The organism is Pseudomonas sp. GD04158 (assembly GCF_029834875.1).
In the GTDB taxonomy this organism is placed as follows: Bacteria; Pseudomonadota; Gammaproteobacteria; order Pseudomonadales; family Pseudomonadaceae; genus Aquipseudomonas; species Aquipseudomonas hydrolytica.
The window spans coordinates 109943-134640 of record NZ_JAODYT010000006.1 but is presented as its reverse complement, the minus strand read 5'-3'; the positions used below and the strand labels follow the sequence as shown (position 1 = coordinate 134640).

The window sequence follows — 24698 nt, the reverse complement described above, 5'->3', positions numbered from 1 at the left end:
GCGATCCAGGCCTTTGCCCGCTGCTTCGAGGCCCAGCGCTACGCCGGTCAGCCTGCTTCCCGGGCGGCTTTGCGTCAGGCCCTGGGTGAGCTGCGCAGAGCCTTGCCCTGGCGCCTGTTGCGTTAGCGCGCGGTCTCGCAATAATCATCTGGGGTGCGCCGGCCGTGCGCATGGGGTGGATGACCGATCCGGGTAAGGGGGCATGTGCATGAGCAGTTTGGCCGAACAGATCCTGGCACGCGTGCTGGCCTTGCAGGTCCGTCTGTATGCCTGTCAGGCGCGCCTGGCCGCTGTGACCGATGCCGAAGCCCTGCACGATCTGCGTATCGCCCTGCGCCAGCTGCGCAGTCTGTTGCGGCCGTTGCGCGGTCTGCCGAGCGTCGACGCGCTGGAGCAGGGCGCGGCGGTGCTGGGACGGCTGAGCGGCCCTTTGCGCGACCGCGAGGTGCTGATCGGCGAGCTGCAGCGTCTGGGGTTGCCCCACCTGGCTCCGCTCGATGCGGCGCAGCACGCAGCGGGATACGCGGCCATCGCCAGCAGCCGCGAGCTGGCCGAGCTGCTGCTGTTGCTCGATGCCTGGCCGACGAACTGGCGTCAGGCCGCCGTGCAGGGGCAGTTGCGCGGGATGGACAAGCGCATCCGTCGCCGCCTGCGCCGCCAGCAGCGCCATCTGGCCGCTGCGCTGCGCGATCCGGCGCATGACCGGCATCGCCTGCGGCTGTTGATCAAGCGCGTGCGTTACGCCGCAGAGACCTATCCGGCCCATGGCGGTCTGGGCAAGGCCGCGTATGCGCGTCTCAAGCGTGCGCAAAGCGAGCTGGGCGATTGGCACGATCATCTGCAGTGGCTGGCGCAGAGCGAAGCGAGCGAGGCGCTGAAGCCGTGCAGGGACCATTGGCTGCAGGCCCAGGCAATGGCCGAGCGCCGCGCGGACGAGGCCTTGCTGGCGCTGTACGTCGACTTCCCCGTCGAGCAATAAGGCGACATTTTCGCCGCCACTATGACCGAATAGGCTTCGAATCGGCCTATCGTCAGGCATCGACGATCCCCTAAGATCCCTGCCATTCATGGAATGCGAGGTGTGTATGACTTTTTCCGAACTGCTCGACGCGGTGCGCCGTGACCCGGATGGCGTGGTGATTCCGCCAACCTGGGGGCAGGGCCGGGCAAGCTTTGGCGGCCTGGTGGCGGCGCTGGCGTTCGAAGCCATGCGCGCCAAGGTGCCGCAAGGGCGTCCGGTGCGCTCGCTGGCCATCACCTTCGTCGGCCCGGTGGCCGCCGAGGTGCCGGTGAGCTTTCAGGCCGAGGTGCTGCGCGAGGGCAAGGCGGTCAGCCAGATGTGCCTGCGCGCGGCTCAGGATGGCCAGGTGGTGACCATGGTGCAGGGTAGCTTCGGTGCCTCGCGCGATTCGCTCATCGACGTGGCGCCGTTGCCGGCGCCGCAGCTCAAGCCTGCCGAGCAATGCACCGAGCTGCCCTACGTGCGCAACGTCACCCCGGAGTTCACCCGATTTCTGGCCATGCGCTGGGCCCTTGGCGGCATGCCCTTCACCAACAACCCGTCGCGGCAGATGGGCGGCTGGGTGCGCCTACGTGGCGAGAACGAGGTGCAGGCATTGAGCGAGGCGCATCTGCTGGCGCTGGTCGATGCCTGGCCGCCGGCGGTACTGCCGCATCTGAAGAGCCCGGCACCGGGTAGCTCGCTGACCTGGACCATCGAATTCGTGCAGCCGCTGCAAAGCCTGAACACCGAGCACTGGTGCCTGTACCGCGCGGAGATCGAGCACGCCCGCGATGGCTACGGACACGTGGCGGCGGCGCTGTGGAGTCCGAGTGGCGAACTGATCGCTCTGAGCCGGCAGACCGTGACCGTGTTTGCCTGACTCAGGGGCGCCGGCGCTGGCGCCAGGCGCGCCACCAGGCGCCGCTGAAAACAAAGCGCGGAAAGGTCACGCACTGCTCCAGCAGCAGGCGTTTGACCGCGTCGCGCTTGCCGTTGAAGGGTTCGGGTTGCTGCTGTTCCAGGCGGTGGCCGTGCGCCTGCAACGCCAGGGCGGCGATCAGGCCGATGATGCCCAGCGCCAGGGGCACGAACCCCAGCTGCCACAGGCCGATCAGCAGCAGGATCAGCGACAGCAAAAACAGCGGCACGGCGATCAGGTGCAGCAGCAGGTTGGTGGGATGTCGGTGCTGGTCGGCGTAATGCTGCCATTGCCAGGCCAGCAGGTTGGGGTGACGTTTGCGCATGGGGCGATCCTCGGCTCGATGGCTCGAGTCTAGGATCGCCGCCAGCGCAGAGCGAATTGCTCCTGGCTATGGCGCAGATAGCCTTATGCCCAGGCGCTCCGTTTACAGACGCAGCTGGCGGATGGCCTTGCTCAGTTCGCTGGCCAGTTCGGCCAGTTGCTGGCTGGTGGCAGCGGACTCCACGGTCTGCCCGACGGTCTGCTCGGTGACATCGCGGATGCCCACCACCGACCGACTCAGCTCCTCGGCCACTTCGCTCTGCTGCGCGGCGGCCACTGCGATCTGCGTGTTGCTGTCACGCATCAGCGCCACCGCGGTGGTGATGGCCGCCAGCGATTCGCCTGCCTCTTGCGCCAGCTGCACGCACTGGCTGGCGTTTTCCGAGCTTTCGCGCATGAATTCCACGGCGTCTCGCGTACCACCCTGAAGGCTGCCGATCATCTGGGTGATCTCGTCGGTGGAGTCCTGCACGCGCTTGGCCAGATTGCGCACCTCGTCGGCGACCACGGCGAAACCGCGGCCCATCTCGCCCGCCCGCGCGGCTTCGATCGCCGCGTTGAGCGCGAGCAGGTTGGTCTGCTCGGCAATGCCATGAATCACCCCGACCACGCGGCTGATGTGCTGGCTGTCCTCGGCCAGGCGCTCGATGCTGCCGGCGCTCTGGCGCACGCCCTGGGACAGGGCGGCGATGGACTGTTCGACGCGGCCGACCACCTGTTGTCCGGCGCGGGCCAGCTGGTCGGCGCCATGCGACTGATCGCGGGTGGTGCTGGCGTGCTCGGCGATGTTCTGCACGGTGGCCGACATCTCGTTGATGGCGGTGGCTGCCTGGTCGGTTTCGCTCTGCTGGCTGAGCATGCCCTGGCGCACGCTGCCCATGCGCTCGGCGAGGCTGCGCGTGCCGTTGTTCAGTTCGCTGGCAACCTGGCCAACGGTGCCGACCACTCGCTGGTAACCGGCCTGCATGGCATTGAAGGCGGCGGCCATCTGGCCGACCTCGTCTCGGCTGTCCGCGGCTGCACGCAGCGACAGGTCGCCGCTGCGTTCGGCCTGCAGCATCACGTCCTTGAGGCTGTTTAGATGGCTGAGCAGAAAGCGGATGAGCAGCTGCGAGGCCCCCAGCAGCAGGAGCATCAGAACGGCGACGGCGATGGCATAGGTCAGCGCGTGCTGGGCGAACAGGTCGAGCAGGCTGGGCGCGCTGGCCAGTATCGCCAGGTTGCGTCCATCGCTGAGGGTGACGCGCTGCGCACCGATGACGGGGTTGGTGCCGAACCAGGCCTCATGCGTCAGCGCTTGCCAGCCGCTGCCATCGGCCGTGCCGCGCGCGCCTGGCAAGGCGGCATTGCCCTGCAGCAGCTGAATGTCGGCCGAGCTGGGCAGTGCGGCCTGCTGCGGCCATTGCTGAAGCAGGCGTGCCTGGTGCTGGACGGCCTGCCTGGCGTCGGCGCTGCGCGCCTGCTGCTCGGTATGCAGGGCGAACAGCACCAGCATCAGACTGATGACGAACGCGACGGCGTTGACCGCCCAGAATTTGTACTTGAGAGATAGATCGCTGATCCAGGCGCCCATGCTGATGTCTGTCCGTCTCGCTGCATTGAATATTGGCCAAGTGCCAGCAGTATGCCCTCGACGGCTTGCCGGAGTCTTGACGTCAATCAACACTCCGGGCTGGCGTCATCCAGTATGGTCGGCAGCGCGAAGAATGCGCGGGCGCAGGCGGTGGTCGAGCTGGCCAGCTGTTCGGCGCTCTGCCCGCGATGCAGGGCCACCTCGCGCAGCACCTCGACGAGATAGGCCGGTTCGTTGCGCCCGCTCTTGGGCTTCGGCCGTAGGCTGCGCGGCAGCAGGAAGGGGGCGTCGGTTTCCAGCATCAGCCGCTCGCCGGGGATGTCCTTGAGCAGAGGATGTAGATGGGTGCCGCGGCGCTCGTCGCACACCCAGCCGGTGATGCCGATATGCAGGTCGAGATCCAGGTAGGCATACAAGGCGCGTCGTTCGCCGGTGAAGCAGTGCACCACCGCCGCCGGCAACCGGTCACGATAGTCGCGCAGAATCTCCAGCAACCGCTGGCTGGCCTCGCGCTCATGCAGGAACACCGGCATCTGCAGCTCGGCGGCCAGTGCCAGCTGTTCCTCCAGAGCCTTTTCCTGAGCCGGGCGCGGTGAGAAATCGCGATCGAAATCCAGCCCGCACTCGCCAACGGCTCGCACTTGCGGCTCGCTCAGCAAGGCTTTGAGGGCGGCGCTGCTGGCGCCGTTCCAGCTGCTGGCATCGTGAGGGTGCACCCCGGCGGTGCTGAACAGGCGCCCACCACGGGCATCCAGCTGTCGGCAAAGTGCGAGGCTCGCTTCGCTTTCGGTCAGACTGGTGCCGGTCAGCACCAGCTGACAGACGCCCGCCGCATAGGCGCGCTCGAGCAGCGCCTCGGCCTGCGCGGCGAGGCTGGGGTGGGTGAGATTGACGGCTATATCGATGAGTTGCATGGTGCCACCTGATGTGCGCGATGGGGCAGCATACCAGATGCTTTCCGTTCGTCAGAAAAAGCAAATAAAACAAGAGGTTGGTGATTTTTTCTAAAGCTTTTACGAGGTTGTGGGCTGGCGTTGGCGCCGCTGGCTGTGCGAACCTCCGCCCCCCGCGTTGGCCGGGGGAACTTCTTTGATGGGTTCGTGGTCAGTTGCCGTCTGTCGCGCCTTGGCGAAGAGCAGGCAATGGACCCCGCGTGGTTTCTGGCGGCCTGCCGCCCGTTCCTGGAGATTCGATGTCGCGACTGTTGCTGATCCTGTGCCTGTTGGCCGCGCTGCCGTTCTCGGTCAGCGCGCGCGTGGCCGGCCCGCCGGAGGTCGGCAGCCAGGTGCGCAGCGCGCGTGATCTGCCGACGATCCGCAGCAGTGGCGAGCTGCGCGTGCTGGTCAACCAGAGTCGCAACAGTTCGGGCGCGGTCAAGGGGCAGAGCATCGGTGTCGAGTACCATCGCCTGCGCGCCTTCGAACAGTATCTCAATCGCAATTCCCGCGATGGCCGCAGCCTCAAGCTGAAGATCATTCCCAAGGCCAAGGATCAGCTGCTCGGCGCCCTGCAGCGTGGCGAGGGCGATCTGGTGGCGCCGGGGGAGCTGCTCAATGTGCGTACCGGCCACGATGTCAGCGCCAGCATGGCGATTCGCCGCGAGGTGCCGCTGGTGTTGGTGTCGAAGCAGGGCAACCGGCATTACCGCAGCCTCGAGCAACTGGCCGGCCGCAGCCTGTCGCTGCCCACCGGTAGCGCCGTGGGTGAGGCGCTGCGACGGATCAATCAGCAGTTGGCCGACCGCAAGCTGCCTCCCATCGTCGTGGAGTGGGTGGACCCCAGCCTGGCGGTGGAGGACGTGCTGGAGATGGTTCAGGCCGGCATCTTCGAGCGCACCGCCGTGGAGCTGCCAATCGCCGAGCGCTGGGCCAAGGTGATGCCCAAGCTGCGCGTTGACAAGCATCTGGTGCTGGCGCGCGACGGCGACATGAAATGGTTCGTGCGCCCCGATGCGCCGATGCTGCGCGCCAGCATCGACCGCTTCTTCAGCGGCTATCAGGCGCCGGCCGATCAGGATGCGGCGTTCCAGCGGGTCTACCGGCGCCAGTACCGGGTGCATTCGCCGCTCGGACGCACCGAGCGACAGCGTCTGGAAAGAGTGCGTCCGGTGCTGCAGCAGCATGCCGAACAACAAGGTTTCGACTGGCTGCTGCTGGCCGCCCTGGCGTTCAAGGAGTCGACCCTCAATCCTTCGGCGCGCGGCGCCAGCGGCGCCACCGGGCTGATGCAGATCACTCCGGCGGCAGCGCGAAGCGTCGGGGTGAGCAACATCCAGAACCTCGACGGTAACGTCCAGGCCAGCAGCAAGTACCTAGCGATGATCCGCCGCAACTTCTTCAACAGCCCGCAGCTCAACGAGCGCGAACGCATGGCATTCGTCCTGGCGGGCTACAACCTGGGCCCGCAACGGGTGCAGAGCCTGCGCGCCGAGGCACGCAGGCGGGGCCTGAATCCCAATCAGTGGTTCTTCCAGGTCGAGCGTGTGGCCATGGAGCAGATGGGCATGGGCGTGGTGAGTTATGTGAATGCGGTGAATAAGTACTACCTTGCTTATGACCGTGAGCGCTATCTGCTCGAACCGCAAAGACAGCGTCTGACGGCCAACTAACTATCTATCTTTTCGATATTAATTAGCGGCTTTTTGCTGTTTTTAAATCGAATTAATTGGTTATTCTGTGCGCCATCAACTCCCACACACGAAGGAAGCGCTGTAATGAACAACCTGATCAAGAGCATCACCGCCACCCAGGCCGGCTTCGGCATCACCATCCTGCGTATCGTCGCCGGTATCACCTTCGCCGCCCATGGCGCGCAGAAGCTGTTCGGCTGGTTCGGTGGCTATGGTCTGGACGGCGTGGCGCAGTGGATGGAAAGCATCGGCCTGACGCCGGGCTACCTGATGGCACTGGGGGCCGGTAGCGCCGAATTCTTCGGCGGTGTGGCGCTGATCATCGGTCTGCTGGTACGCCCGGCTGCGGTGGTGCTGGCGGTGACCATGCTGGTGGCCATCTTCACCGTGCACTTCGCCAACGGTTTCTTCATGAGCAACAACGGTTACGAGTTCGCCCTGGCGCTGCTGGCCATCAGCGTGGCGCTGGTGTTCGAAGGGGCCGGCAAGCTGTCGGTGGATGGCAAGATCGCTCGCTGATTCGATCCGGCAACAACGAGAAGGCCCGCATATGCGGGCCTTCTTGCGTTCGGCTGCAAGCTATCAGGTCGTCGCGGCCTGCTCGGCTTTCTTCTCCTGCGCGGTGACCTGCTGGGCCAGTTCGATCATCTGCTCGCGCATCCAGCGGTTGGCCGGGTCCTGATCGGTGCTTTCGTGCCAGTACAGGTGGGTTTCCAGCGCCGGCACGTCGCCGACCGGCAGCGTCACGTGATGCAGGTGATGACGGCGGGCGAAGCGCTCCGGCACGGTGATCACCATATCGGTCTGCAGCATCACGCTGCTGGCCATCAGGTAATGCTGCGAGCGCAGGGCGATCTTGCGCTGTATGCCCATCTTGCCCAGGGCCAGATCCACGTAGCCCAGCCCGCTGCGGCGGCTGGAGATGTGGATGTGCGTCAGCGACAGGTACTCGTCGAGGCTGATCTTGTCCTTGGCCAGCGGGTGGCCCGGGCGCATGGCGCAGACGTAGCGGTCATCCAGCAGCTTGACGTGACGCACCTGCGGGTCGGTGTTGAGCGGTGCGTCGACGGCGAAGTCGAGGCGGCCGGCGGCCAGCTCCTTGGTGGTCTCGCGGCGCTTGGCCAGGAAACTCTCGATGCACACGCTCGGCGCCAGGCGGCGCAGACGCTGGAACAGCGGCGGCAGGAGGATCTGCTCGGAGAGGTCGGTCATGCTGATGCGATAGGTCTTGTTCGCCTGCAGTGGATTGAAGGTGCGGCTTTCCTGCACCGACACGCGCAGCAGCTGCAGGGCATTGCGCACCGGGCCGATGATGTTCTGCGCCATCGGCGTCGGCACCATGCCCTGGGCGGTGCGTACGAACAGCGGGTCGTTGAAGGTCTCGCGCAGGCGGGCCAGGGCATTGGAAACCGCCGGCTGGGTGATGCCGACGATCTGTCCGGCACGGGTCAGATTGGCCTCGGTGTAGATGGCGTCGAAGACGATGAAGAGGTTGAGATCCACCTTGGTCAGGTTCATGCCGGATGTGCTCCAGGGCTGTCGATATCAGTCGATCATATATCGGTTATGAATGTTCATACACGCGGAAAATAGGTTCGATAAATCTTAAGCGCTGTTCTAGCATCATTTCTACAACCGCACACCAAGAAGGTAGCCCCATGGATTTTGCCTATTCCCCCAAGGTTCAAGAGCTGCGTGAACGCGTCACCGCGTTCATGGAGGCCTATGTCTACCCGGCCGAAGCGGTGTTCGAGCAGCAGGTGGCCGAGGGCGACCGCTGGCAGCCGACCGCGATCATGGAAGAGCTGAAAAGCAAGGCCAAGGCCGAAGGCCTGTGGAACCTGTTTCTGCCCGAATCGGACTACGGTGCGGGCCTGACCAACACCGAATACGCGCCGCTGGCGGAAATCATGGGGCGCTCGCTGATCGGCCCGGAGCCGTTCAACTGCGCCGCGCCGGACACCGGCAACATGGAGGTGCTGGTGCGCTACGGCAACGAAGCGCAGAAACAGCAGTGGCTGGAACCGCTGCTGTCCGGCGAGATCCGCTCCGCCTTCGCCATGACCGAGCCGGGCGTGGCCTCGAGCGACGCCACCAACATGCAGGCCAACGCTCGCCGCGAAGGTGACGAGTGGGTGATCAACGGCCGCAAGTGGTGGACCTCCGGCGCCTGCGACCCGCGCTGCAAGGTGATGATCTTCATGGGCCTGACCAACCCGGATGCGCCGCGCCACCAGCAGCACTCGATGATTCTGGTGCCGATGGATGCGCCCGGGGTGACCGTGCTGCGCCCGCTGCCGGTGTTCGGCTATGACGATGCGCCGCACGGCCACGCCGAGGTGCTGTTCGAGAACGTGCGCGTGCCCTACGAGAACGTGCTGCTCGGCGAAGGCCGCGGCTTCGAGATCGCCCAGGGTCGCCTCGGCCCGGGCCGTATCCACCACTGCATGCGTTCGATCGGCATGGCCGAGCGCGCCCTGGAGCTGATGTGCAAGCGCGCCGTGAGCCGCACCGCCTTCGGCAAGCCGCTGGCACGCCTGGGCGGCAACATCGACCACATCGCCAACTCGCGCATGGAGATCAACCAGGCGCGCCTGCTGACGCTCAATGCGGCGTACATGATGGACACCGTGGGCAACAAGATCGCGGCCAGCGAGATCGCCCAGATCAAGGTGGTGGCGCCCAACGTGGCGCTCAAGGTGATCGACCGCGCGATCCAGATGCACGGCGGTGCCGGGGTCTCCAACGACTTCCCGCTGGCCTACTGGTACGCCATGCAGCGCACCCTGCGTTTGGCCGACGGCCCGGACGAAGTGCACCGCGCCGCCATCGGCAAGTACGAGATCGGCAAGTACGTGCCGCGCGACGTGATGAAAGCCAGCCGCTGATTCGCCAGCCTGGAAAGAGGAGGCCCGCGTTTTGCGGGCCTCGTCGTTTATATCGGTGCGCACGGCCACCCTGGGAGTCGGATGCGCACACAGGTAGGGTGCGCCGTGCGCACCACGCCGCGGTTGTATGAGGTGCGCGTACGTCCCGTGACACCCCCCCTAGGGTAGATGGCCCGGCCGCGTCAGGCGCATATGCAGCTGGGCGGCAAAGGTCCGTGCCGCCAGCTCTTCATGAAAGGTCAGGGCGCGGCGCCCGATGCGCACCTGCCAGAGTCGTCGACCCTGGCGTTCGATCAGCTCGATGCGCACTTCCGCCATCGCCATTCCTCAGTGTTCGGCAGCCCTCGGCTCGCGGGTGCGCAGCAGGGAAAGCACCACGCCGCCAGCCAGCAGGCCCAAGGTTACGCCAAGCGAGAGCAGGGCGGGAACCTTGACCAGATCGTGCAGGAAGATCTTGCCGCCGATGTACATCAGCACCAGCGCCAGCGCGTACTTCAGGTAGATGAAGCGGTGCATCAGCGCGGCCAGGGCGAAGTACAGCGCGCGCAGGCCGAGGATGGCGAAGATGTTTGAGGTGTAGACGATGAACGGGTCCTGCGAGATGGCCAGCACGGCCGGTACGCTGTCCACGGCGAAGACCAGGTCGGCCAGCTCGATCAGGATCAGCGCCAGCAGCAGTGGCGTGGCATACAGCAGCGGTTTGCCGCTGACCTGATCCTGCAGGCGCACCAGGAACTGGCCACCATGCAGCTCGTCGGTCACGCGGATGTGCTTGCGCACGAAGCGCAGCAGCGGGTTCTGCGCAAGGTCGGGATGCGCTTCATGGTCATTGCTGCGCAGCATCTTGAAGCCACTCAGCAGAAGGAAGGCGCCGAAGAGGTAGAGAATCCAGTCGAACTGCTGCACCAGGGCCGTACCCAGGCCGATCATGATGGCGCGCAGCACGATGACCCCGAGGATGCCCCAGAACAGCACGCGGTGCTGATAGCGCCGGGGGATGTTGAAGTAGCCGAGGATCATCGCCATGACGAAGACGTTGTCCATCGACAACGACTGCTCGACGAGAAAGCCGGTGTAGTACTCCAGCGCCTTGGTCGCGCCCAGTTGCCACCAGATCCAGCCGCCGAAGGCGACACCGACGCTGAAGTAGCCCGAGTACAGCAGCAGGCTCTCGCGCATCTCGATTTCGTGCTGATCGCGATGCAGCACGCCGAGGTCGAGTACCAGAAGGGTGACGATGAGTATCAGAAAGGCCAGCCAGAACCAGCCGGGGGTACCGAAGAGCGGGGTGGTGAAAAAGGCAAGTAGAGCGTCCATGAGCCCTCCCTATGTCTGCCTGAGTTGAAATGAAATCGACTCAGTGACTCCGACATCACGGTGAGAAACTCACCGCCAGAGGGGCCCGGCGTCACGCGTTGCAAAGGCTAGCGCCGGGCAGGTGTTGTGCCAAGCCCCGCCGACAAATATTTTTCGCGGGCGCCGGGCAGGCGCGGCTCAGTAGACCCAGACCTCGACCCGGCGATTGCGGATGCGCCCGTGTTCTTCGTTGTTGGCCGCCACCGGCAGCTCGCCGCCGAGGCCGGTGACCTCGCGAAACAGCACGCCCTGCCTGGCCAGTTCGCGACGCACGGCCATGGCCCGCAGCTTGGACAGCAGTTCGGCGCGCTCGGGGTCGCTCTTGGCATCGCCGAAGCCCACCAGCACCACCTTGCCCTGCAGCTTGTCGTGCTGCCTGAGGTAATCCATGACCCGTTGCAGATCGCGCTGCGCCTTGTTGTCCAGCGTCGCGCTGCCTTCCTGGAAGCGGAAGTTCACCGACAGACGCTGTGCCTGTTCGGCCAGCTGGCGGTAGTCGGCGGGCAGCTGCGCGTCGGGCGCGACCTGCACGGCCTGCACCGTCTGGGCGATGAAGCCGGTGCTGTCGACTATGGCCTGGCCACGGGGGCTGTGGGCGAAATCGATCAGCGCGCGGGCCCAGGGGTTGTCCAGCTGCGGCTGGTTATAGATGAACAGCCGGCGCGACAGCGGATAGTCCTCGGTGGCGATCAGCGTGGTGCTCGGCGGCATGGGCTGGGAGTCGCCGGCCGCGATGGCCACGGCCTTGGCCTGGCGAATGTAGGGCAGGCCGATGAAGCCGATGCCGTTGGGGTCGCCGGCGACCGCATCGGACAGCTGGGTACTGGACTCGAAGCGCTGAGCGGTGCCGGCCAGGCTGCGTCCGCCCGGGGCCAGCACCAGCTCCTTGAAGGTGTCGTAGGTGCCGGAGTTGTCATCGCGGGCGTACTGCCTGACCGCGCCGGGCCTGCCGCCGAGCGCCGACCAGTCGCTGATCTGGCCGGAGAACAGCTGCGCGACCTGGTCCACACTCAGCGCGCTGACCGGGTTGGAGGGATGCACGATGATGGCCAGGCCATCGATGGCGATCACCTGTTCGCTCTGCGGGCTGCGCAGGTCGCCGAGAGCGGCCAGGTTGGCCACTTCGCCGTCCTTGATCGGGCGCGAGGAGGCGGCCAGGTCGGCCGAACCGTCCTTGAGCGAGGTGAAGCCGGTACCGGAGCCGTGTGCGGCGATTTCCACGATTACCGCGCGGCCATCGGCCTGACGCGCCAGCAGGCGCTGTTCGTTCTCCGCCGCGCCGGCTTCGCTGCGAATGTCGCGCAGCCCCTGGGCTTCGAACAGTCCCTTGACCAGCTCGGGGCCGAGCTTGGCGCCGATGGTGTTGGAGCCCTGGATGCGCAGCACCGGCTGATTGCCCTGGGAGGCGGGCAGGGCGGCGAATACCGAGAGCGGCAGACCGTAGCAGAGGAAACCGAGCAGTAGCAGGAACAGGGTACGACCCCAGGGATCGAGGTCGGCGGCGGGCAGGGCTCGCGACATGCGGCAGGCACCTTCTGGTGGGTGATGAAAGTGCCGCGCAGAATAAGTCAGTCAGATTTCATTCATGTGACGGCGCTGGGGCGCGCCGCGCCGTAGAGGCCCTCAGGCCAGTTCGAGCCAGATCGGCGCATGGTCCGACGGCTTGTCCATGCCGCGCAGGTCATAGTCGATGCCGGCATCCTTGAGGCGACCCTGCAGGGCCTGGCTGGCGAGGATCACGTCGATGCGCAGGCCGCGCTTGGGTTCGTCCTCGAAGCCGCGGCTGCGGTAGTCGAACCAGCTGAAACGGTCGTTAACCGCCGGATTGAGATGGCGGAAGCTGTCCACCAGACCCCAGTTCTTCAGGGTGGCCAGCCACTCGCGTTCTTCGGGCAGGAAGCTGCACTTGCCGGTTTTCAGCCAGCGCAGGCGGTTGGCTTCGCCTATGCCGATGTCGCAATCCTCAGGGCTGATGTTGATGTCGCCCATCACCACCAGCGCCTGCTGCGGATCGAAGCGTTCCACCAGCAGTTGCTGCAGATCGGCGTAGAAGCGCTGCTTGGCGGGAAACTTCACCGGGTGGTCACGGCTTTCGCCCTGGGGAAAGTAGCCGTTCATCACCGTGACCGGGTTGCCATGGGCATCGGCGAAGGTGCCGTAGATGAAGCGCCGCTGGGATTCCTCGCCATCGTTGGGAAAGCCCTTCTGCAGGTTCAGGGGCTCCTGGCGCGAGAGCAGGGCGACGCCGTAATGGCCTTTCTGCCCGTGGTAGTGCACGTGGTAGCCGAGCTGGCGAATCTCGCTCTCGGGGAACTGCTCGTCGGCCACCTTGGTTTCCTGCAGGCCGATCACGTCGGGCTGGTGCTTGGCGATCAGCGCTTCGAGCTGGTGGGGGCGTGCGCGCAGGCCATTGATATTGAACGAGACGATTTTCATGGGTGGGCGGGTCCTGGGCTGACGGGCATGCCACCAGCGGCAGCCCGGATGAGGAAAGCCTTGGCGGCATGCCTTGCCTTCGCGAAGGACGAAGGGCATAGGGAGAGCGCCGCTGCGCGACTTTCGGATTGAATGGCGATGCTAGCCGATCCGCCGCGCTCGCGGCCAGCGCCTGGCGGGGGGAGGTAGGCGGTGCTAAGTTGGCAGTGACGCGCCCGGGCGCCCCCAACCACAGAGGTTCGCCATGCCCCATAACGCTCCTGCCGAAGTTCGCATGCTCGATGGCGGCTACGCCCGCGAAGTGCGTTCGCTGCTGTACCACGCCTACCGCCACGAGCCGACCTTCGCCTACCTGTTCGAGGCCGAACGTCCGGGCTTCGATCAGCGGGTGCGGGCCACGGTGCGGGAACTGGTGCAGCAGCACTTTGCCGAGGACCTGCCGGCCATCGGTCTGCTGATCGACGATCGTCTGATCGGTGCGGCCCTGATCGCGCCGCCGCAGCGCCGCCTGGATATCACCGAGAGCTGGGGTTGGCGCCTGCGTATGCTGCTCAGCACCGGCTACGGCTGCACCCGGCGTTATCTGGAATACCACGACGCCGTGCTCGCCTGCCTGCCGCCCGGCCCGTATCACGTATTGCCGCTGCTGGGCATTCATCCCGAGTTCCAGGGGCAGCACCGCGGCGAGCAGTTGCTCGAAGCGCTGCACGACTGGTGCGCCGAGGATGCCGGCTCGCAAGGCGTGGTGCTGGATACCGGTAATGCGCGCTATCTGGACTTCTATCGACGTCAGGGCTACGAGGAGATCGGCGAGCTGGCGATCGGCCCGGTCGTGGAGCACGTGTTCTTCCATCCCAATCCACAACCGGTGGTCAGGGTCAGCGCCTGAACCCTGGCGGTCGTTGCGCGGCGCCAAGGCTCTGGCACGCGCTGCGCTCCGTGTTAGCATCCCCGGCATGAGTGTATATGGACATATTCGGCGCAGCCTGGTGCTGCTGCTGATCAGCACCGGGGCCTTCGCGGCCGGCGAGCTGGAAGTGCGAATCACCCCGGCCAATTCCGCCCTCAGAACCAATATCGAAGGTTACGTCGGGAGTCTGGAGGGGCGCGATCTGCAGTCGTTGCGGCGCCTGCGGCGCATCGCCGAGAGCGAGGCGAACAAGGCCGCGCAGGCGCTGGGCTATTACCAGGCGCGCATTCGCAGCCGCATCGAGGAAGGCGAGACGCCGCGTCTGATACTGGATGTCGAGCCTGGCGAGCGTGTGCGCCTGCGCAACGTGAACATTCGTGTCGAGGGGCCGGCCAGCGAGCTGGCAGCCTTCCGTCTGCCCACCGCGACCCGCCTTCAGCCCGGCTCGGTCCTCAATCACGGGCGCTACGAGGATGCCAAACGGCTGATCCAGAATCAGGCGTCGCGCTACGGCTTCTTCGACGGGCGTTTTACCCGGCAGAGCCTGCAGGTCGATCCGGCGGCCGGGGTCGCCGATATCGACCTGGTCTACCTCAGCGGGCCGCGCTACCGCCTCGGCGATATCGCCTTCAGCGGCGACTTTCCCTTCGATGAAGATCTGCTGCGGCGCATGGTGCCGTTCAAGGCCGATACCCCCTATGACTCCGAACTGATCGCCGAGCTGTACCAGGCGCTGCAGTCCAGCGGTTATTTCGAATCGGTACGGGTCGACGCCATTCCCACCCAGGCCGATCAGCAGCGCATTCCCGTCGCGGTCGATTTGCAGGTGCGCCAGCCACGCACCATGGGCCTTGGCCTGGGCTTTTCCACCGACGTCGGGCCGCGCCTGCGTGCCAACTGGACGCGCCACTGGCGCAATCCGCAGGGCCACAGCTACGGGGTGGAGAGCGAGCTGTCGGCGCCGCGGCAGAACCTCGGCCTGTGGTACGACATCCCGGGTGATCCGCCCCTGACCGACAAGCTGCGCCTGGCCGGTGGCTATCAGTACGAGGAGCTGGCCAGCAAGGACAGCCTCAGCCGCCTGCTCACCGTCGGCCCGGAATGGCACAGCCGGCGTGCCGGTGGCTGGCAGCGGGTACTGTCGGTGAAATGGCAGCGCGAGGAATACCGCCTGGGCGATGATTCTGGGTTGAGTACGCTGTTGATGCCGGGGGTCAGCTATTCGCTGCTGCGCAGCGACAATCGCCTCGATCCCAACCAGGGCTATCGCGTGCAGTTCGACCTCTCCGGCGCGGTGGATGGCCTGCTATCCGACGCCAACGTGCTGCACGGCAACGTCATGCTCAAGGGGCTGACCACCTTGCTGGACAACCACCGAGTGCTTGGCCGTGTGCAGTTCGGCGGCACCGAAACCAACAGTTTTTCCGGTGTGCCGCCATCGCTGCGCTTCTTCGCCGGCGGCGACCAGAGCGTGCGGGGCTACGACTATCAGAGCCTGTCGCCGCAGAACAATCGCGGCGACAGGGTCGGCGGCCGCTACCTGTTCGCTGCCAGCGTCGAGTACCAGTACAGCCTGACCGACAAGTGGCGCCTGGCGACCTTCGTCGATCAGGGCAACTCGTTCAATTCCCTGGAATTCCCCACGCTCAAGACCGGGGTAGGTTTCGGCGTGCGCTGGGTCTCGCCGGTCGGCCCGCTGCGCCTGGACCTGGCCCATGCGCTGGATGATGACGGCGGCGTGCGCCTGCACTTTTCCATGGGGCCGGAACTGTGACCCGGCGTCTGCTCAAGGGTGTGGCGGTTGGCCTGTTGGGCCTGATGCTGCTGGTTGGCGCCTCGCTCTGGCTGTTGCTGGGCTCTCAGGCCGGCAGCCGCTGGCTGCTGCAGCAGGTGCCGGGGTTGCAGGTCGAAGGTTTCGATGGCCGCCTGGGCGGTGCCTGGCAGGCTGAACAGTTGATCTGGCAGCAGGGCGAAATGCGCGTGGAGCTGCAGCAGCTGGACATGGCCTGGTCGCCGTCCTGCCTGCTGCGCCTGACGCTATGCATCGACCGTCTGCATCTGCAGCAGGCGGCGTTGAACCTGCCGCCAAGCGCTGAGCCGAGCAGCGAACCGCTCAGCCTGCCCAGTCTGAATCTGCCGCTGCGCCTGCAGCTGGGCGATATCCGTCTGGGCGAGCTGCGCCTGGATGGGCAAACCCAACTGAGCGACCTGCAGCTGATCGCCAGCTGGAACGAACGCGGTGTCGAACTGCAGCAATTGGCCCTGCGCCGCGATGACTTGAGCCTGGATCTGCGCGGCAGCCTGACACCGCAGGGCGACTGGCCGCTGGCCCTGAGCGGTCGCCTGCAACTGCCCGAAGTGGACGGCAAGCCCTGGCAGCTGGCGCTGCAGATCGGCGGGGAGCTGCAACGCAGTCTTCAGCTCGATGCCGACAGCAGCGGCTACCTCGACGCACGCCTGCAAGGCCAGGTGCAGGCCCTGGCCGAGCATCTGCCGGCCGAGCTGCGCCTGATCAGCCGCGACTTCCAGGCCAGCAGCGCCTTGCCGCCGACCCTGCGCCTGCAGGACCTGCAGTTGCAGGCCAAGGGCGATCTGGCTGCCGGCTATCGCATAGAAGGCAGCGCCAACCTGCCGGCCGAACAGGCGCCGATGCCGCTGCGGCTGAGCGGGCGGGTCGATGCCGCCGGTGCGGATATCGAGTTGCTGCGTATTCAGGCCGAGCAGCAGCACCTGCAGGTCGAAGGCAAGTTGGCCTGGAGCGAAGCCTTCAGCGTCGATGCCCAGCTGGACTGGCTGGATTTCCCCTGGCAGCGCCTTTACCCGCTGGACGAACCGCCACCGGTGACTGTGCGCACCCTGCAGGCGGAGGTCAGCTATAGCGAAGGCAGCTACCTGGGCAACTTCGCCGCGCAGTTGCAGGGACCGGCGGGGGACTTCAGCCTGAGCAGCCCGGTCAGTGGTGACCTCGGCCAGGTCAGCCTGCCGCAGCTGCAACTGGTGGCCGGTCAGGGCCGCGCGCAGGGCGTGCTCAGGCTGGGCTTCGCCGAGGGCATCGACTGGCAGGCCATGCTCCAGCTCAGCGAGCTCGACCCCGGTTACTGGCTGGCCGAAATGCCCGGCAACCTGGGCGGTCCGCTGAACACCGCCGGCAGTTTCAACGCCGGCGCGCTGCAGGCGCAGGCCGATATCGACCTCAACGGGCGCCTGCGCGGCCAGCCTGCGCAGTTGCAGGTACAAGGCGCTGGAGCCGGGGAGCAATGGCAGCTGCAGCGCCTGCTGGTGCGCCTCGGTGACAACCGGGTGAGCGGCCAGGGCGCGTTGGATCAGCGCCTGCGCGGTCAGCTGGAACTGGCGTTGCCGCGTCTCGGTCAGCTCTGGCCCGGGCTGCAGGGGCAGTTGCAGGGCCAGCTGGCATTGGCCGGTACGCTGCAGGCGCCGCAGGGGCAGCTCGCGCTGACGGGCGAGCGCCTGGCCTTCGGCGACCCCAGCCTGCGCCGCGTGCAACTGGAGGCAACGCTGGATGCGCGGCAACAGGCGAATCTGACCCTGAACCTGCGCGGCATTCGCATTGGCGACACCTACCTTGGCCGCCTGCAGGCCGAAGGCCGCGGCGATGCTCGCCGCCAGGCCCTGCAGCTGGACCTGCAAGGCCCGCTGCTGCAGCTGGCGATGGCGCTGGACGGCACGCTGAACGAGCAGGGCGACTGGCGCGGACGCATCGCCAGCGGCCGTATCCAGAGCGGTGGCCAGGATTGGCAACTACAGCAGGCGGCCAGCCTCGAGCGCCTGGCCAGCGGTCGCCTGACACTGGGCGCGCACTGCTGGCAGGCCGCGGATGCCAGCCTCTGTGGCGGCCAGCAACGCCTCATGCCGCAGCCCAGCCTGGACTGGCGCCTGGAGAACTTCCCCCTGGCCAGCCTGCAGCCCTGGCTGCCCGAGGATTTCGCCTGGCAGGGCCAGCTGAACGGCCAGCTCAAGCTCGACCTGCCGCAGAGCGGCCCCAATGGCCGCATCGCCCTGGATGCCGACGCCGGCACCTTGCGCATCCGCCAGCCCGAGGAGGAACAGTGGCTGGACTTCGCCTATGACAGCCTGCGCCTGGAGAGCACGCTGCGGCCGCAGCGGGTGGACAGCGAGCTGCGCTTTCTCAGCAGCCGCCTCGGTGAACTGGTACTGCAGGCACAGATCGATCCGCGCCCGGCGAACAAGCCGGTGAATGGCGAGTTTCGCCTGAGCGGCTTCGACCTGGCCGTGCTGCGCCCCTTCGTGCCGATGGCCGAAAGGCTCGAGGGGAAGCTGCAGGGCAGCGGCAACATCTCCGGCCATCTGCTGGCGCCGCAGATCAACGGCCAGTTGCGCCTGGAGGATGGCGAGCTGTCCGGCAGCGAACTGCCGCTGAGCCTGGAAACCTTGCAGCTGCAGGCACTGATCGCTGGCGAACGGGTGCAGCTGTCCGGCAACTGGCGCAGCGGCGAACAGGGGCGCGGCAATCTGAGCGGTGAACTGAGCTGGGCCGAGGGGCTGAGCGGCGATCTGTCCGTGCAGGGCCAGCGTCTGCCGGTGAAGGTCGAGCCCTATGCCGAGCTGGAGGTGGAACCCGATCTGCAATTGCAGCTGCGTGCCCAGCAACTGGCGGTACGCGGCAGGGTGGGCGTGCCGCGCGGCCTGATCAGCGTGCGCGAGCTGCCGCCCACCACCGTCAAGCTGTCAGACGATGCGCAGGTGGTCGGCCGCGAGACGCCGCAGGTCGAGCCGGGTTTGAGCATGGCCATGGACATCGATGTCGAGGTCGGACAGGACAAGCTGGCCTTCAGCGGCTTCGGGCTCACTGCGGATCTGCGCGGGCGCGTGCACATTGGCGACAATCTCGATACCCGCGGCGAGCTGGATCTGGTCGGCGGGCGCTACCGCGCCTACGGCCAGCGCCTGACCATTCGCCGCGCGCGTCTGCTGTTCACCGGGCCCATCGATCAGCCGTTCCTGGATGTCGAGGCGATACGCCGGGTCGATAACGTGGTGGCCGGCATTCGCCTCTCCGGCAACGCCGAGCAGCCGACCACCACGGTCTTCGCCGAGCCGTCGATGAGCCAGGAGCAGGCGCTGTCCTACCTGGTGCTGGGGCGTCCGCTCGGGCAGAGCAGCGGCGACAACAATATGCTCGGTCAGGCGGCGCTGGCCCTGGGCCTGGCCAGCAGCAGTTCGCTGACCACCGGCCTGGCCAGCAGCCTGGGCATCCAGGACTTTCAGCTCGACACCGAAGGCAGCGGGGTGACCACCAGCGTGGTAGCCAGCGGCAACATCACCGAACGGCTCAGCCTGCGCTATGGCGTGGGCGTGTTCGAGCCGGCCAACACCATCGCGCTGCGTTATCAATTGAGCCGGCGTCTGTATCTGGAGGCCGCCAGCGGCCTGGCCAGTTCGCTGGACCTGTTCTATCGCAGGGATTTCTGATGCCGCCTCGGCGCTTCGCTAAATCCCTACTCGGCCTCGGGTGTATCGGCGCCACTTCTGCGCTAGGCTGGAGCCTTGGTCGGGCCGTGACCTGCCATTCGATGGGCGACCCGCTGTCGGCGTCGCCCATGTCACACATTCGCCCTTCAACTCCCTGAACGATAAGGAAACTCCCATGGCGCAAGTCACCCTCAAAGGCAACCCGGTTCCGGTCGATGGCCAGCTGCCACAGGCCGGCCAGCAGGCGCCGGCCTTCAGTCTGGTCGGCAAGGACCTCGGCGACGTCACCCTGGCCAGCCTGGCCGGCAAGCGCAAGGTGCTGAACATTTTCCCCAGCGTTGATACCCCGACCTGCGCCACCTCGGTGCGCAAGTTCAACGCCGAGGCCGCGCAGTTGCCCAACACCGTGGTGCTGTGCATTTCCGCCGACCTGCCGTTCGCCCAGGCGCGCTTCTGCGGCGCAGAAGGCCTGAACGACGTGATGAACCTGTCCACCATGCGTGGCGCGAACTTCCTTAAGGACTACGGCGTGGCCATCGCCGCTGGCCCGCTGGCCGGCGTTGCTGCCCGTGCGGTGGTGGTGCTGGACGAGAACGACAAGGTGCTGCACAGCGAACTGGTCGGCGAGATCGCCGACGAGCCGAACTACGCAGCGGCGCTGGCGGCGCTCAAGTAAGGCTGCCAAAGGCGCAAGACGGCCTGCTCTGCAGGCCGTTTTTATTCGCACCTCAAATAGTTAGTAACGTAAGTCCTGGGTAAAAAGCGGGTAAATGGGCTTTGCTTGGCGGTTGTCAGTGCTTATGGTGCCGACTCCCACAAGAAGTGATCCGTTTCCCCGCCATGTCCAACGCCTCTGCGACCTCCGCCACTACCTCCCGCCAATGGCTGATCGGCCTGACTCTGCTGGCCGTGCTGTTTCTGCTGCTCTGGTGGTTCTGGCCGAGCAAGCCGCAATCCCAGCCCACGGGGCGCGGTCGCTTCGGCGACATGGGCCCGGTACCGGTGCGCCTGGCCGAGGTGGAGCAGGGCAATTTCGCCATCGAACTCAAGGCGCTCGGCACGGTGACCGCCTACAACACCGTCAACGTGCGCTCGCGAGTGGAGGGCGAATTGGTCAAGGTGCTGTTCGAGGAAGGCCAGCAGGTCAAGGCCGGCGACCTGCTCGCGGTGATCGACCCGCGCCCCTATCAGGTGGCGCTGCAGCAGGCGCAGGGCGCATTGCAGGAGAACCAGGCGCTGCTGAAGAACGCCGAGCTGGACCTGCAGCGCTACAAGGGGCTGTTCGCCGAAGACAGCATCGCCAAGCAGACCCTGGATACCCAGCAGGCGCTGGTCAACCAGTACCGCGGCAGCCTGCAGAGCAATCAGGCGGATGTCGCCACCGCCAAGCTCAATCTGGATTTCACCCAGATTCGTGCGCCGATCTCCGGTCGTCTCGGTCTGCGGCAGCTGGATGTCGGCAACCTGGTCAGCGGCGGCGATACCACGCCGCTGGTGGTGATCACCCAGACCGACCCGATTGCGGTGATCTTCACCATCCCCGAGGGCGATCTGCCGGCGGTGCTGCAAAGACGCCGCGACGGCGTGACCCTGGCCGTCGAAGCCTGGGACCGCGGCGAGCGGTTGAAGCTGGCCGAGGGCGTGCTGCAGAGCCTGGACAATCAGATCGATACCGCCACCGGCACGGTCAAGCTCAAGGCGCGTTTCGACAATGCCGAGCAGATGCTGTTTCCCAACCAGTTCGTCAATGTGCGCCTGCGCGTGGAAACCCGCGAAGCGGCCACCATCATTCCGTCGGCTGCCGTGCAGTTCGGCACCCGTGGCACCTTCGTCTACGTCGTCGACAGCGATAGCAAGGTGAGCATCCGCCAGGTCACCATCGCGGCCAGCGACGCCGAGCGCAGCCTGGTGGCCGGCGGCGTGCAGCCTGGCGAACGGCTGGTGCTGGAGGGCACCGACCGCCTGCGCGACGGCAGCGAGGTGGAAGTGGTCGACCCGGACCTGGTGCAGAGCCCCGACGGCGCGGCCAATGAGCCGGACGCCCTCCAGGGCAAGCGCGACGGCGCAGCACGGAACGACGCATGAACATCTCCCGCCCCTTCATCCTGCGGCCGGTCGCCACCACGCTGCTGATGGTGGCGATCTTCTTGAGCGGCCTGATCGCCTACCGCCTGTTGCCGGTCTCGGCATTGCCGGAGGTGGATTATCCGACCATCCGCGTACTGACCCTGTACCCGGGCGCCAGCCCGGACGTGATGACCAGTGCGGTGACCGCGCCGCTGGAGCGCCAGTTCGGGCAGATGGCCGGGCTCAAGCAGATGTCCTCGACCAGCTCCGGCGGCGCCTCGGTGATCACCCTGCGCTTCAATCTGGAGGTGCCGCTGGCGGTGGCCGAGCAGGAGGTGCAGGCGGCGATCAATGCGGCGAGCAACCTGCTGCCGGGCGATCTGCCGGCGCCGCCGGTGTACAACAAGGTCAACCCGGCCGATACGCCGGTGCTGACCCTGGCGGTGACGTCCAGCGCCATGCCGCTGCCGCAGGTCAACGACCTGGTGGACACCCGCCTGGCGCAGAAACTGGCGCAGACCAGCGGTGTCGGCCTGGTCACTCTGGCCGGCGGCCAGCGCCCGGCAGTGCGCATCCGCGTCAACCCCGAGGCGCTGGCCTCCTACGGCCTGAGCCTGGCCGACGTGCGCAGTCTGATCACCGCCAGCAACGTCAATCAGCCCAAGGGCAATTTCGACGGGCCGACCCGGGTCTCGCAGCTCGACGCCAATGACCAGCTGAAAACCGTGGACGAGTACCGCGAGCTGATCCTCAGCTACCAGAACGGCGCCGCGCTGCGCCTGAAGGATGTCGCCGAGATCATCGACGGTGCCGAGAACGAACGTCTGGCCGCCTGGGCCGATCGCAACCAGGCGGTGCTGGTCAACGTGCAGCGCCAGCCCGGGGCCAACGTCATCGAGGTGGTCGACCGCATCCAGACCCTGCTGCCGCACCTTACCGAAGGCCTGCCGGCCAGCGTCGAGGTCAAGGTGCTCACCGACCGTACCCAGACCATCCGCGCCGCGGTGCGCGACGTGCAGCACGAGCTGCTGCTGGCCATCGCCCTGGTGGTGATGGTGACCTTCCTGTTCCTGCGCAAGCTGTCGGCGACCGTCATTCCGTCCATCGTCGTGCCGCTGTCGCTGATCGGCACCTTCGGCGTGATGTACCTGGCCGGCTTCACCATCAACAACCTGACGCTGATGGCGCTGACCATCGCCACCGGTTTCGTGGTGGACGACGCCATCGTCATGCTGGAGAACATCGCCCGCCATCTGGAGGAGGGCGAGACGCCACTGGAGGCCGCGCTCAAGGGCGCGCGGCAGATCGGCTTCACCCTGGTCTCGCTGACCCTGTCGCTGATCGCCGTGCTGATCCCGCTGCTGTTCATGGCCGATGTGGTCGGGCGGCTGTTCCGCGAGTTCGCCATCACCCTGGCGGTGGCCATCCTGATTTCCCTGGTGGTGTCGCTGACCCTTACGCCGATGATGTGCGCGCGCCTGCTCAAGGCGGAAAAGCCCGAAGAGGAGGGGCGCTTCTACCGCGCCGCCGGAGGCTTCATCGACGCCATGATCGAGCGCTACGGCGTGTGGCTGCAGTGGGTGCTCAGGCACCAGCCGCTGACCCTGCTGGTGGCCGTGGCCACCCTGGGCCTGACCGTGCTGTTGTACCTGGCGGTACCCAAGGGCTTCTTCCCGGTACAGGACACCGGGGTGATCCAGGGCATTTCCGAGGCGCCGCAGTCGATTTCCTTCAGCGCCATGAGCGAGCGCCAGCAGCGCCTGGCCGACGTCATCCTGCGCGATCCGGCGGTGGCCAGCCTGTCCTCGTCCATCGGTGTGGACGGCGACAACCCCACGCTCAACAGCGGCCGCCTGCTGATCAACCTCAAACCCCATGGCGAGCGCGACGTCACCGCCAGCCAGGTGATCGAGCGGCTGCGCCCCGAGCTGGCGAAGATTCCCGGGATCGAGCTGTTCATGCAGCCGGTGCAGGACCTGACCATCGAGGATCGCATCAGCCGCACCCAGTTCCAGTTCACCCTGGAATCGCCCGACAGCCAGCTGCTGGAAACCTGGACGCCGCGCCTGGTCGAGGCGCTGCGCGAGCAGCCGCAGCTCACCGATGTCGCCAGCGATCTGCAGAACCGCGGCTTGCAGGTGTACCTGGATATCGACCGCGACGCCGCCGCGCGTCTGGGCATCAATGTCGGCGATATCGACGATGCGCTCTACGACGCCTTCGGCCAGCGCCAGATCAGCACCATCTATACCCAGTCCAGCCAGTACCGGGTGGTGCTGGAGAGCCGCGACGGCGGCCGCATCGGTCTGGCCGCGCTGCGTCAGATCCACGTCGCCACCGGCGATGGCCAGCAGGTACCGCTGTCCTCCCTGGCACGGATCGAAGAGCGCCCGGCCAGCCTGCTGGTCAACCATATCGGCCAGTTCCCGGCGGTGACCCTGTCGTTCAACCTGGCGCCGGGCGTGTCGCTGGGCGAGGCGGTGGCAGTGATCGAGCAGGTGGAGCGGGAGATCGGCCTGCCCGGCGCGATCAACACCCAGTTCCAGGGCGCGGCCGAGGCCTTCCGCGCCTCGCTGAGCTCCACGCTGCTGCTGATCCTGGCGGCCATCATCACCATGTACATCGTGCTCGGCGTGCTCTACGAGAGCTATATCCACCCGATCACCATTCTCTCGACCCTGCCCTCGGCCGGTGTCGGCGCCTTGCTGGCGCTGCTGCTGACCGGCAACGACCTGGGCCTGATCGCCATCATCGGCATCATCCTGCTGATCGGCATCGTCAAGAAGAACGCGATCATGATGATCGACTTCGCCCTGGAGGCCGAACGCAACCAGGGCATGGCGCCCGAGGCGGCGATCTACCAGGCGGCGCTGCTGCGTTTCCGTCCGATCTTGATGACCACCCTGGCCGCGCTGTTCGGCGCCATCCCGCTGATGCTGGCTTCGGGCTCCGGCGCCGAGCTGCGCCAGCCGCTGGGCCTGGTGATGGTCGGCGGCCTGCTGGTCAGCCAGGTGCTGACGCTGTTCACCACGCCGGTGATCTACCTGTACTTCGATCGTCTGTCGCGTCGCGTCAGCGGGCGCAGTGCGGCGGGGCTGGCCATATGAGCGGCGCAGCGCTTTCGCTCCCCTCTCCCTTCGGG

Annotated in this window: 19 protein-coding genes; 11 read left to right on the top strand and 8 right to left on the bottom strand. The window is 66.4% G+C overall.

The genetic code is table 11. From position 1 onward, the window contains the following. Positions 1-208: 208 nt before the first annotated feature. Positions 209-979 carry a CHAD domain-containing protein gene (locus N7333_RS04515; RefSeq protein ID WP_041772889.1) on the top strand — a complete coding sequence of 257 codons (771 nt, stop codon included), beginning with the start codon at positions 209-211 and terminating at the stop codon, positions 977-979. 106 nt (positions 980-1085) lie between these two features. Continuing rightward, positions 1086-1883, top strand: coding sequence for an acyl-CoA thioesterase domain-containing protein (locus tag N7333_RS04510; RefSeq protein ID WP_041772888.1), 798 nt, complete (start codon positions 1086-1088; stop codon positions 1881-1883). Between the two features lies 1 nt (position 1884). Here N7333_RS04510 and N7333_RS04505 read toward each other — a convergent pair whose 3' ends face one another. The 3 genes from N7333_RS04505 to N7333_RS04495 form a co-directional block, all read right to left on the bottom strand. Further along, positions 1885-2247 carry an Mpo1-like protein gene (locus N7333_RS04505; protein WP_003240736.1) on the bottom strand — a complete coding sequence of 121 codons (363 nt, stop codon included), beginning with the start codon at positions 2245-2247 and terminating at the stop codon, positions 1885-1887. Positions 2248-2349: 102 nt separating this feature from the next. Further along, entirely contained in the window at positions 2350-3819 is a 1470-nt protein-coding gene (locus tag N7333_RS04500) for a methyl-accepting chemotaxis protein (protein ID WP_012018752.1), read from the bottom strand. Between the two features lie 86 nt (positions 3820-3905). Then, positions 3906-4733, bottom strand: a complete 828-nt coding sequence (locus N7333_RS04495; protein WP_012018751.1) for a TatD family hydrolase — start codon at positions 4731-4733, stop codon at positions 3906-3908. Positions 4734-5011: 278 nt separating this feature from the next. Between N7333_RS04495 and N7333_RS04490 the strand changes: the two genes are divergently transcribed. Together N7333_RS04490 and N7333_RS04485 are read left to right on the top strand one after the other, a co-directional pair. Next, positions 5012-6427 (top strand): transglycosylase SLT domain-containing protein, encoded by a 1416-nt coding sequence (locus N7333_RS04490; protein WP_003240731.1) that lies wholly within the window; start codon positions 5012-5014, stop codon positions 6425-6427. A gap of 105 nt (positions 6428-6532) precedes the next feature. After that, positions 6533-6967, top strand: a complete 435-nt coding sequence (locus N7333_RS04485) for a DoxX family protein (RefSeq protein ID WP_003240729.1) — start codon at positions 6533-6535, stop codon at positions 6965-6967. A 63-nt stretch (positions 6968-7030) separates the two neighbouring features. Here the strand turns inward: N7333_RS04485 and N7333_RS04480 are convergent, their stop codons facing one another. Then, positions 7031-7966, bottom strand: coding sequence for a LysR family transcriptional regulator (locus N7333_RS04480; RefSeq protein WP_012018750.1), 936 nt, complete (start codon positions 7964-7966; stop codon positions 7031-7033). A gap of 140 nt (positions 7967-8106) precedes the next feature. On the opposite strand from N7333_RS04480, the gene N7333_RS04475 reads away from it, so the two are divergent. Further along, positions 8107-9336 carry an acyl-CoA dehydrogenase gene (locus N7333_RS04475; RefSeq protein WP_003240725.1) on the top strand — a complete coding sequence of 410 codons (1230 nt, stop codon included), beginning with the start codon at positions 8107-8109 and terminating at the stop codon, positions 9334-9336. Positions 9337-9495: 159 nt separating this feature from the next. On the opposite strand, the gene N7333_RS04470 is transcribed toward N7333_RS04475, so the two are convergent. The 4 genes from N7333_RS04470 to xthA all read right to left on the bottom strand — a co-directional run bounded on the left by N7333_RS04470 (position 9496) and on the right by xthA (position 13128). After that, positions 9496-9654 carry a hypothetical protein gene (locus tag N7333_RS04470; protein WP_003240723.1) on the bottom strand — a complete coding sequence of 53 codons (159 nt, stop codon included), beginning with the start codon at positions 9652-9654 and terminating at the stop codon, positions 9496-9498. A 9-nt stretch (positions 9655-9663) separates the two neighbouring features. After that, on the bottom strand, positions 9664-10653 hold the full coding sequence (locus tag N7333_RS04465) for a TerC family protein (RefSeq protein ID WP_003240721.1): 990 nt from the start codon (positions 10651-10653) through the stop codon (positions 9664-9666). Between the two features lie 177 nt (positions 10654-10830). Next, the gene (locus tag N7333_RS04460; protein ID WP_003240720.1) at positions 10831-12213 is read right to left on the bottom strand and encodes a phosphate ABC transporter substrate-binding/OmpA family protein; all 1383 of its coding nucleotides are present in this window, start codon (positions 12211-12213) and stop codon (positions 10831-10833) included. Between the two features lie 102 nt (positions 12214-12315). Beyond that, positions 12316-13128, bottom strand: coding sequence for an exodeoxyribonuclease III (gene xthA, locus N7333_RS04455; RefSeq protein WP_003240718.1), 813 nt, complete (start codon positions 13126-13128; stop codon positions 12316-12318). A gap of 244 nt (positions 13129-13372) precedes the next feature. On the opposite strand from xthA, the gene N7333_RS04450 reads away from it, so the two are divergent. From N7333_RS04450 to N7333_RS04425, 6 genes are all read left to right on the top strand, one after another. Continuing rightward, positions 13373-14017, top strand: a complete 645-nt coding sequence (locus N7333_RS04450) for a GNAT family N-acetyltransferase (RefSeq protein WP_096826576.1) — start codon at positions 13373-13375, stop codon at positions 14015-14017. Positions 14018-14084: 67 nt separating this feature from the next. Further along, positions 14085-15812, top strand: a complete 1728-nt coding sequence (locus N7333_RS04445) for an autotransporter assembly complex family protein (protein ID WP_129483610.1) — start codon at positions 14085-14087, stop codon at positions 15810-15812. After that, positions 15809-19489 (top strand): translocation/assembly module TamB domain-containing protein, encoded by a 3681-nt coding sequence (locus tag N7333_RS04440; protein ID WP_129483609.1) that lies wholly within the window; start codon positions 15809-15811, stop codon positions 19487-19489. The genes N7333_RS04445 and N7333_RS04440 overlap by 4 nt, the downstream gene beginning before the upstream one ends. Positions 19490-19664: 175 nt before the next feature. Next, a complete protein-coding gene (gene tpx, locus N7333_RS04435; protein WP_003240712.1) occupies positions 19665-20165 on the top strand; it encodes a thiol peroxidase in 501 nt (166 codons plus the stop codon). A gap of 164 nt (positions 20166-20329) precedes the next feature. Next, positions 20330-21574: an MdtA/MuxA family multidrug efflux RND transporter periplasmic adaptor subunit gene (locus N7333_RS04430; RefSeq protein ID WP_129483608.1), complete on the top strand. Its 1245-nt coding sequence runs from the start codon at positions 20330-20332 to the stop codon at positions 21572-21574. Beyond that, positions 21571-24663 (top strand): MdtB/MuxB family multidrug efflux RND transporter permease subunit, encoded by a 3093-nt coding sequence (locus N7333_RS04425; protein ID WP_129483607.1) that lies wholly within the window; start codon positions 21571-21573, stop codon positions 24661-24663. The genes N7333_RS04430 and N7333_RS04425 overlap by 4 nt, the downstream gene beginning before the upstream one ends. Positions 24664-24698 lie beyond the last annotated feature (35 nt).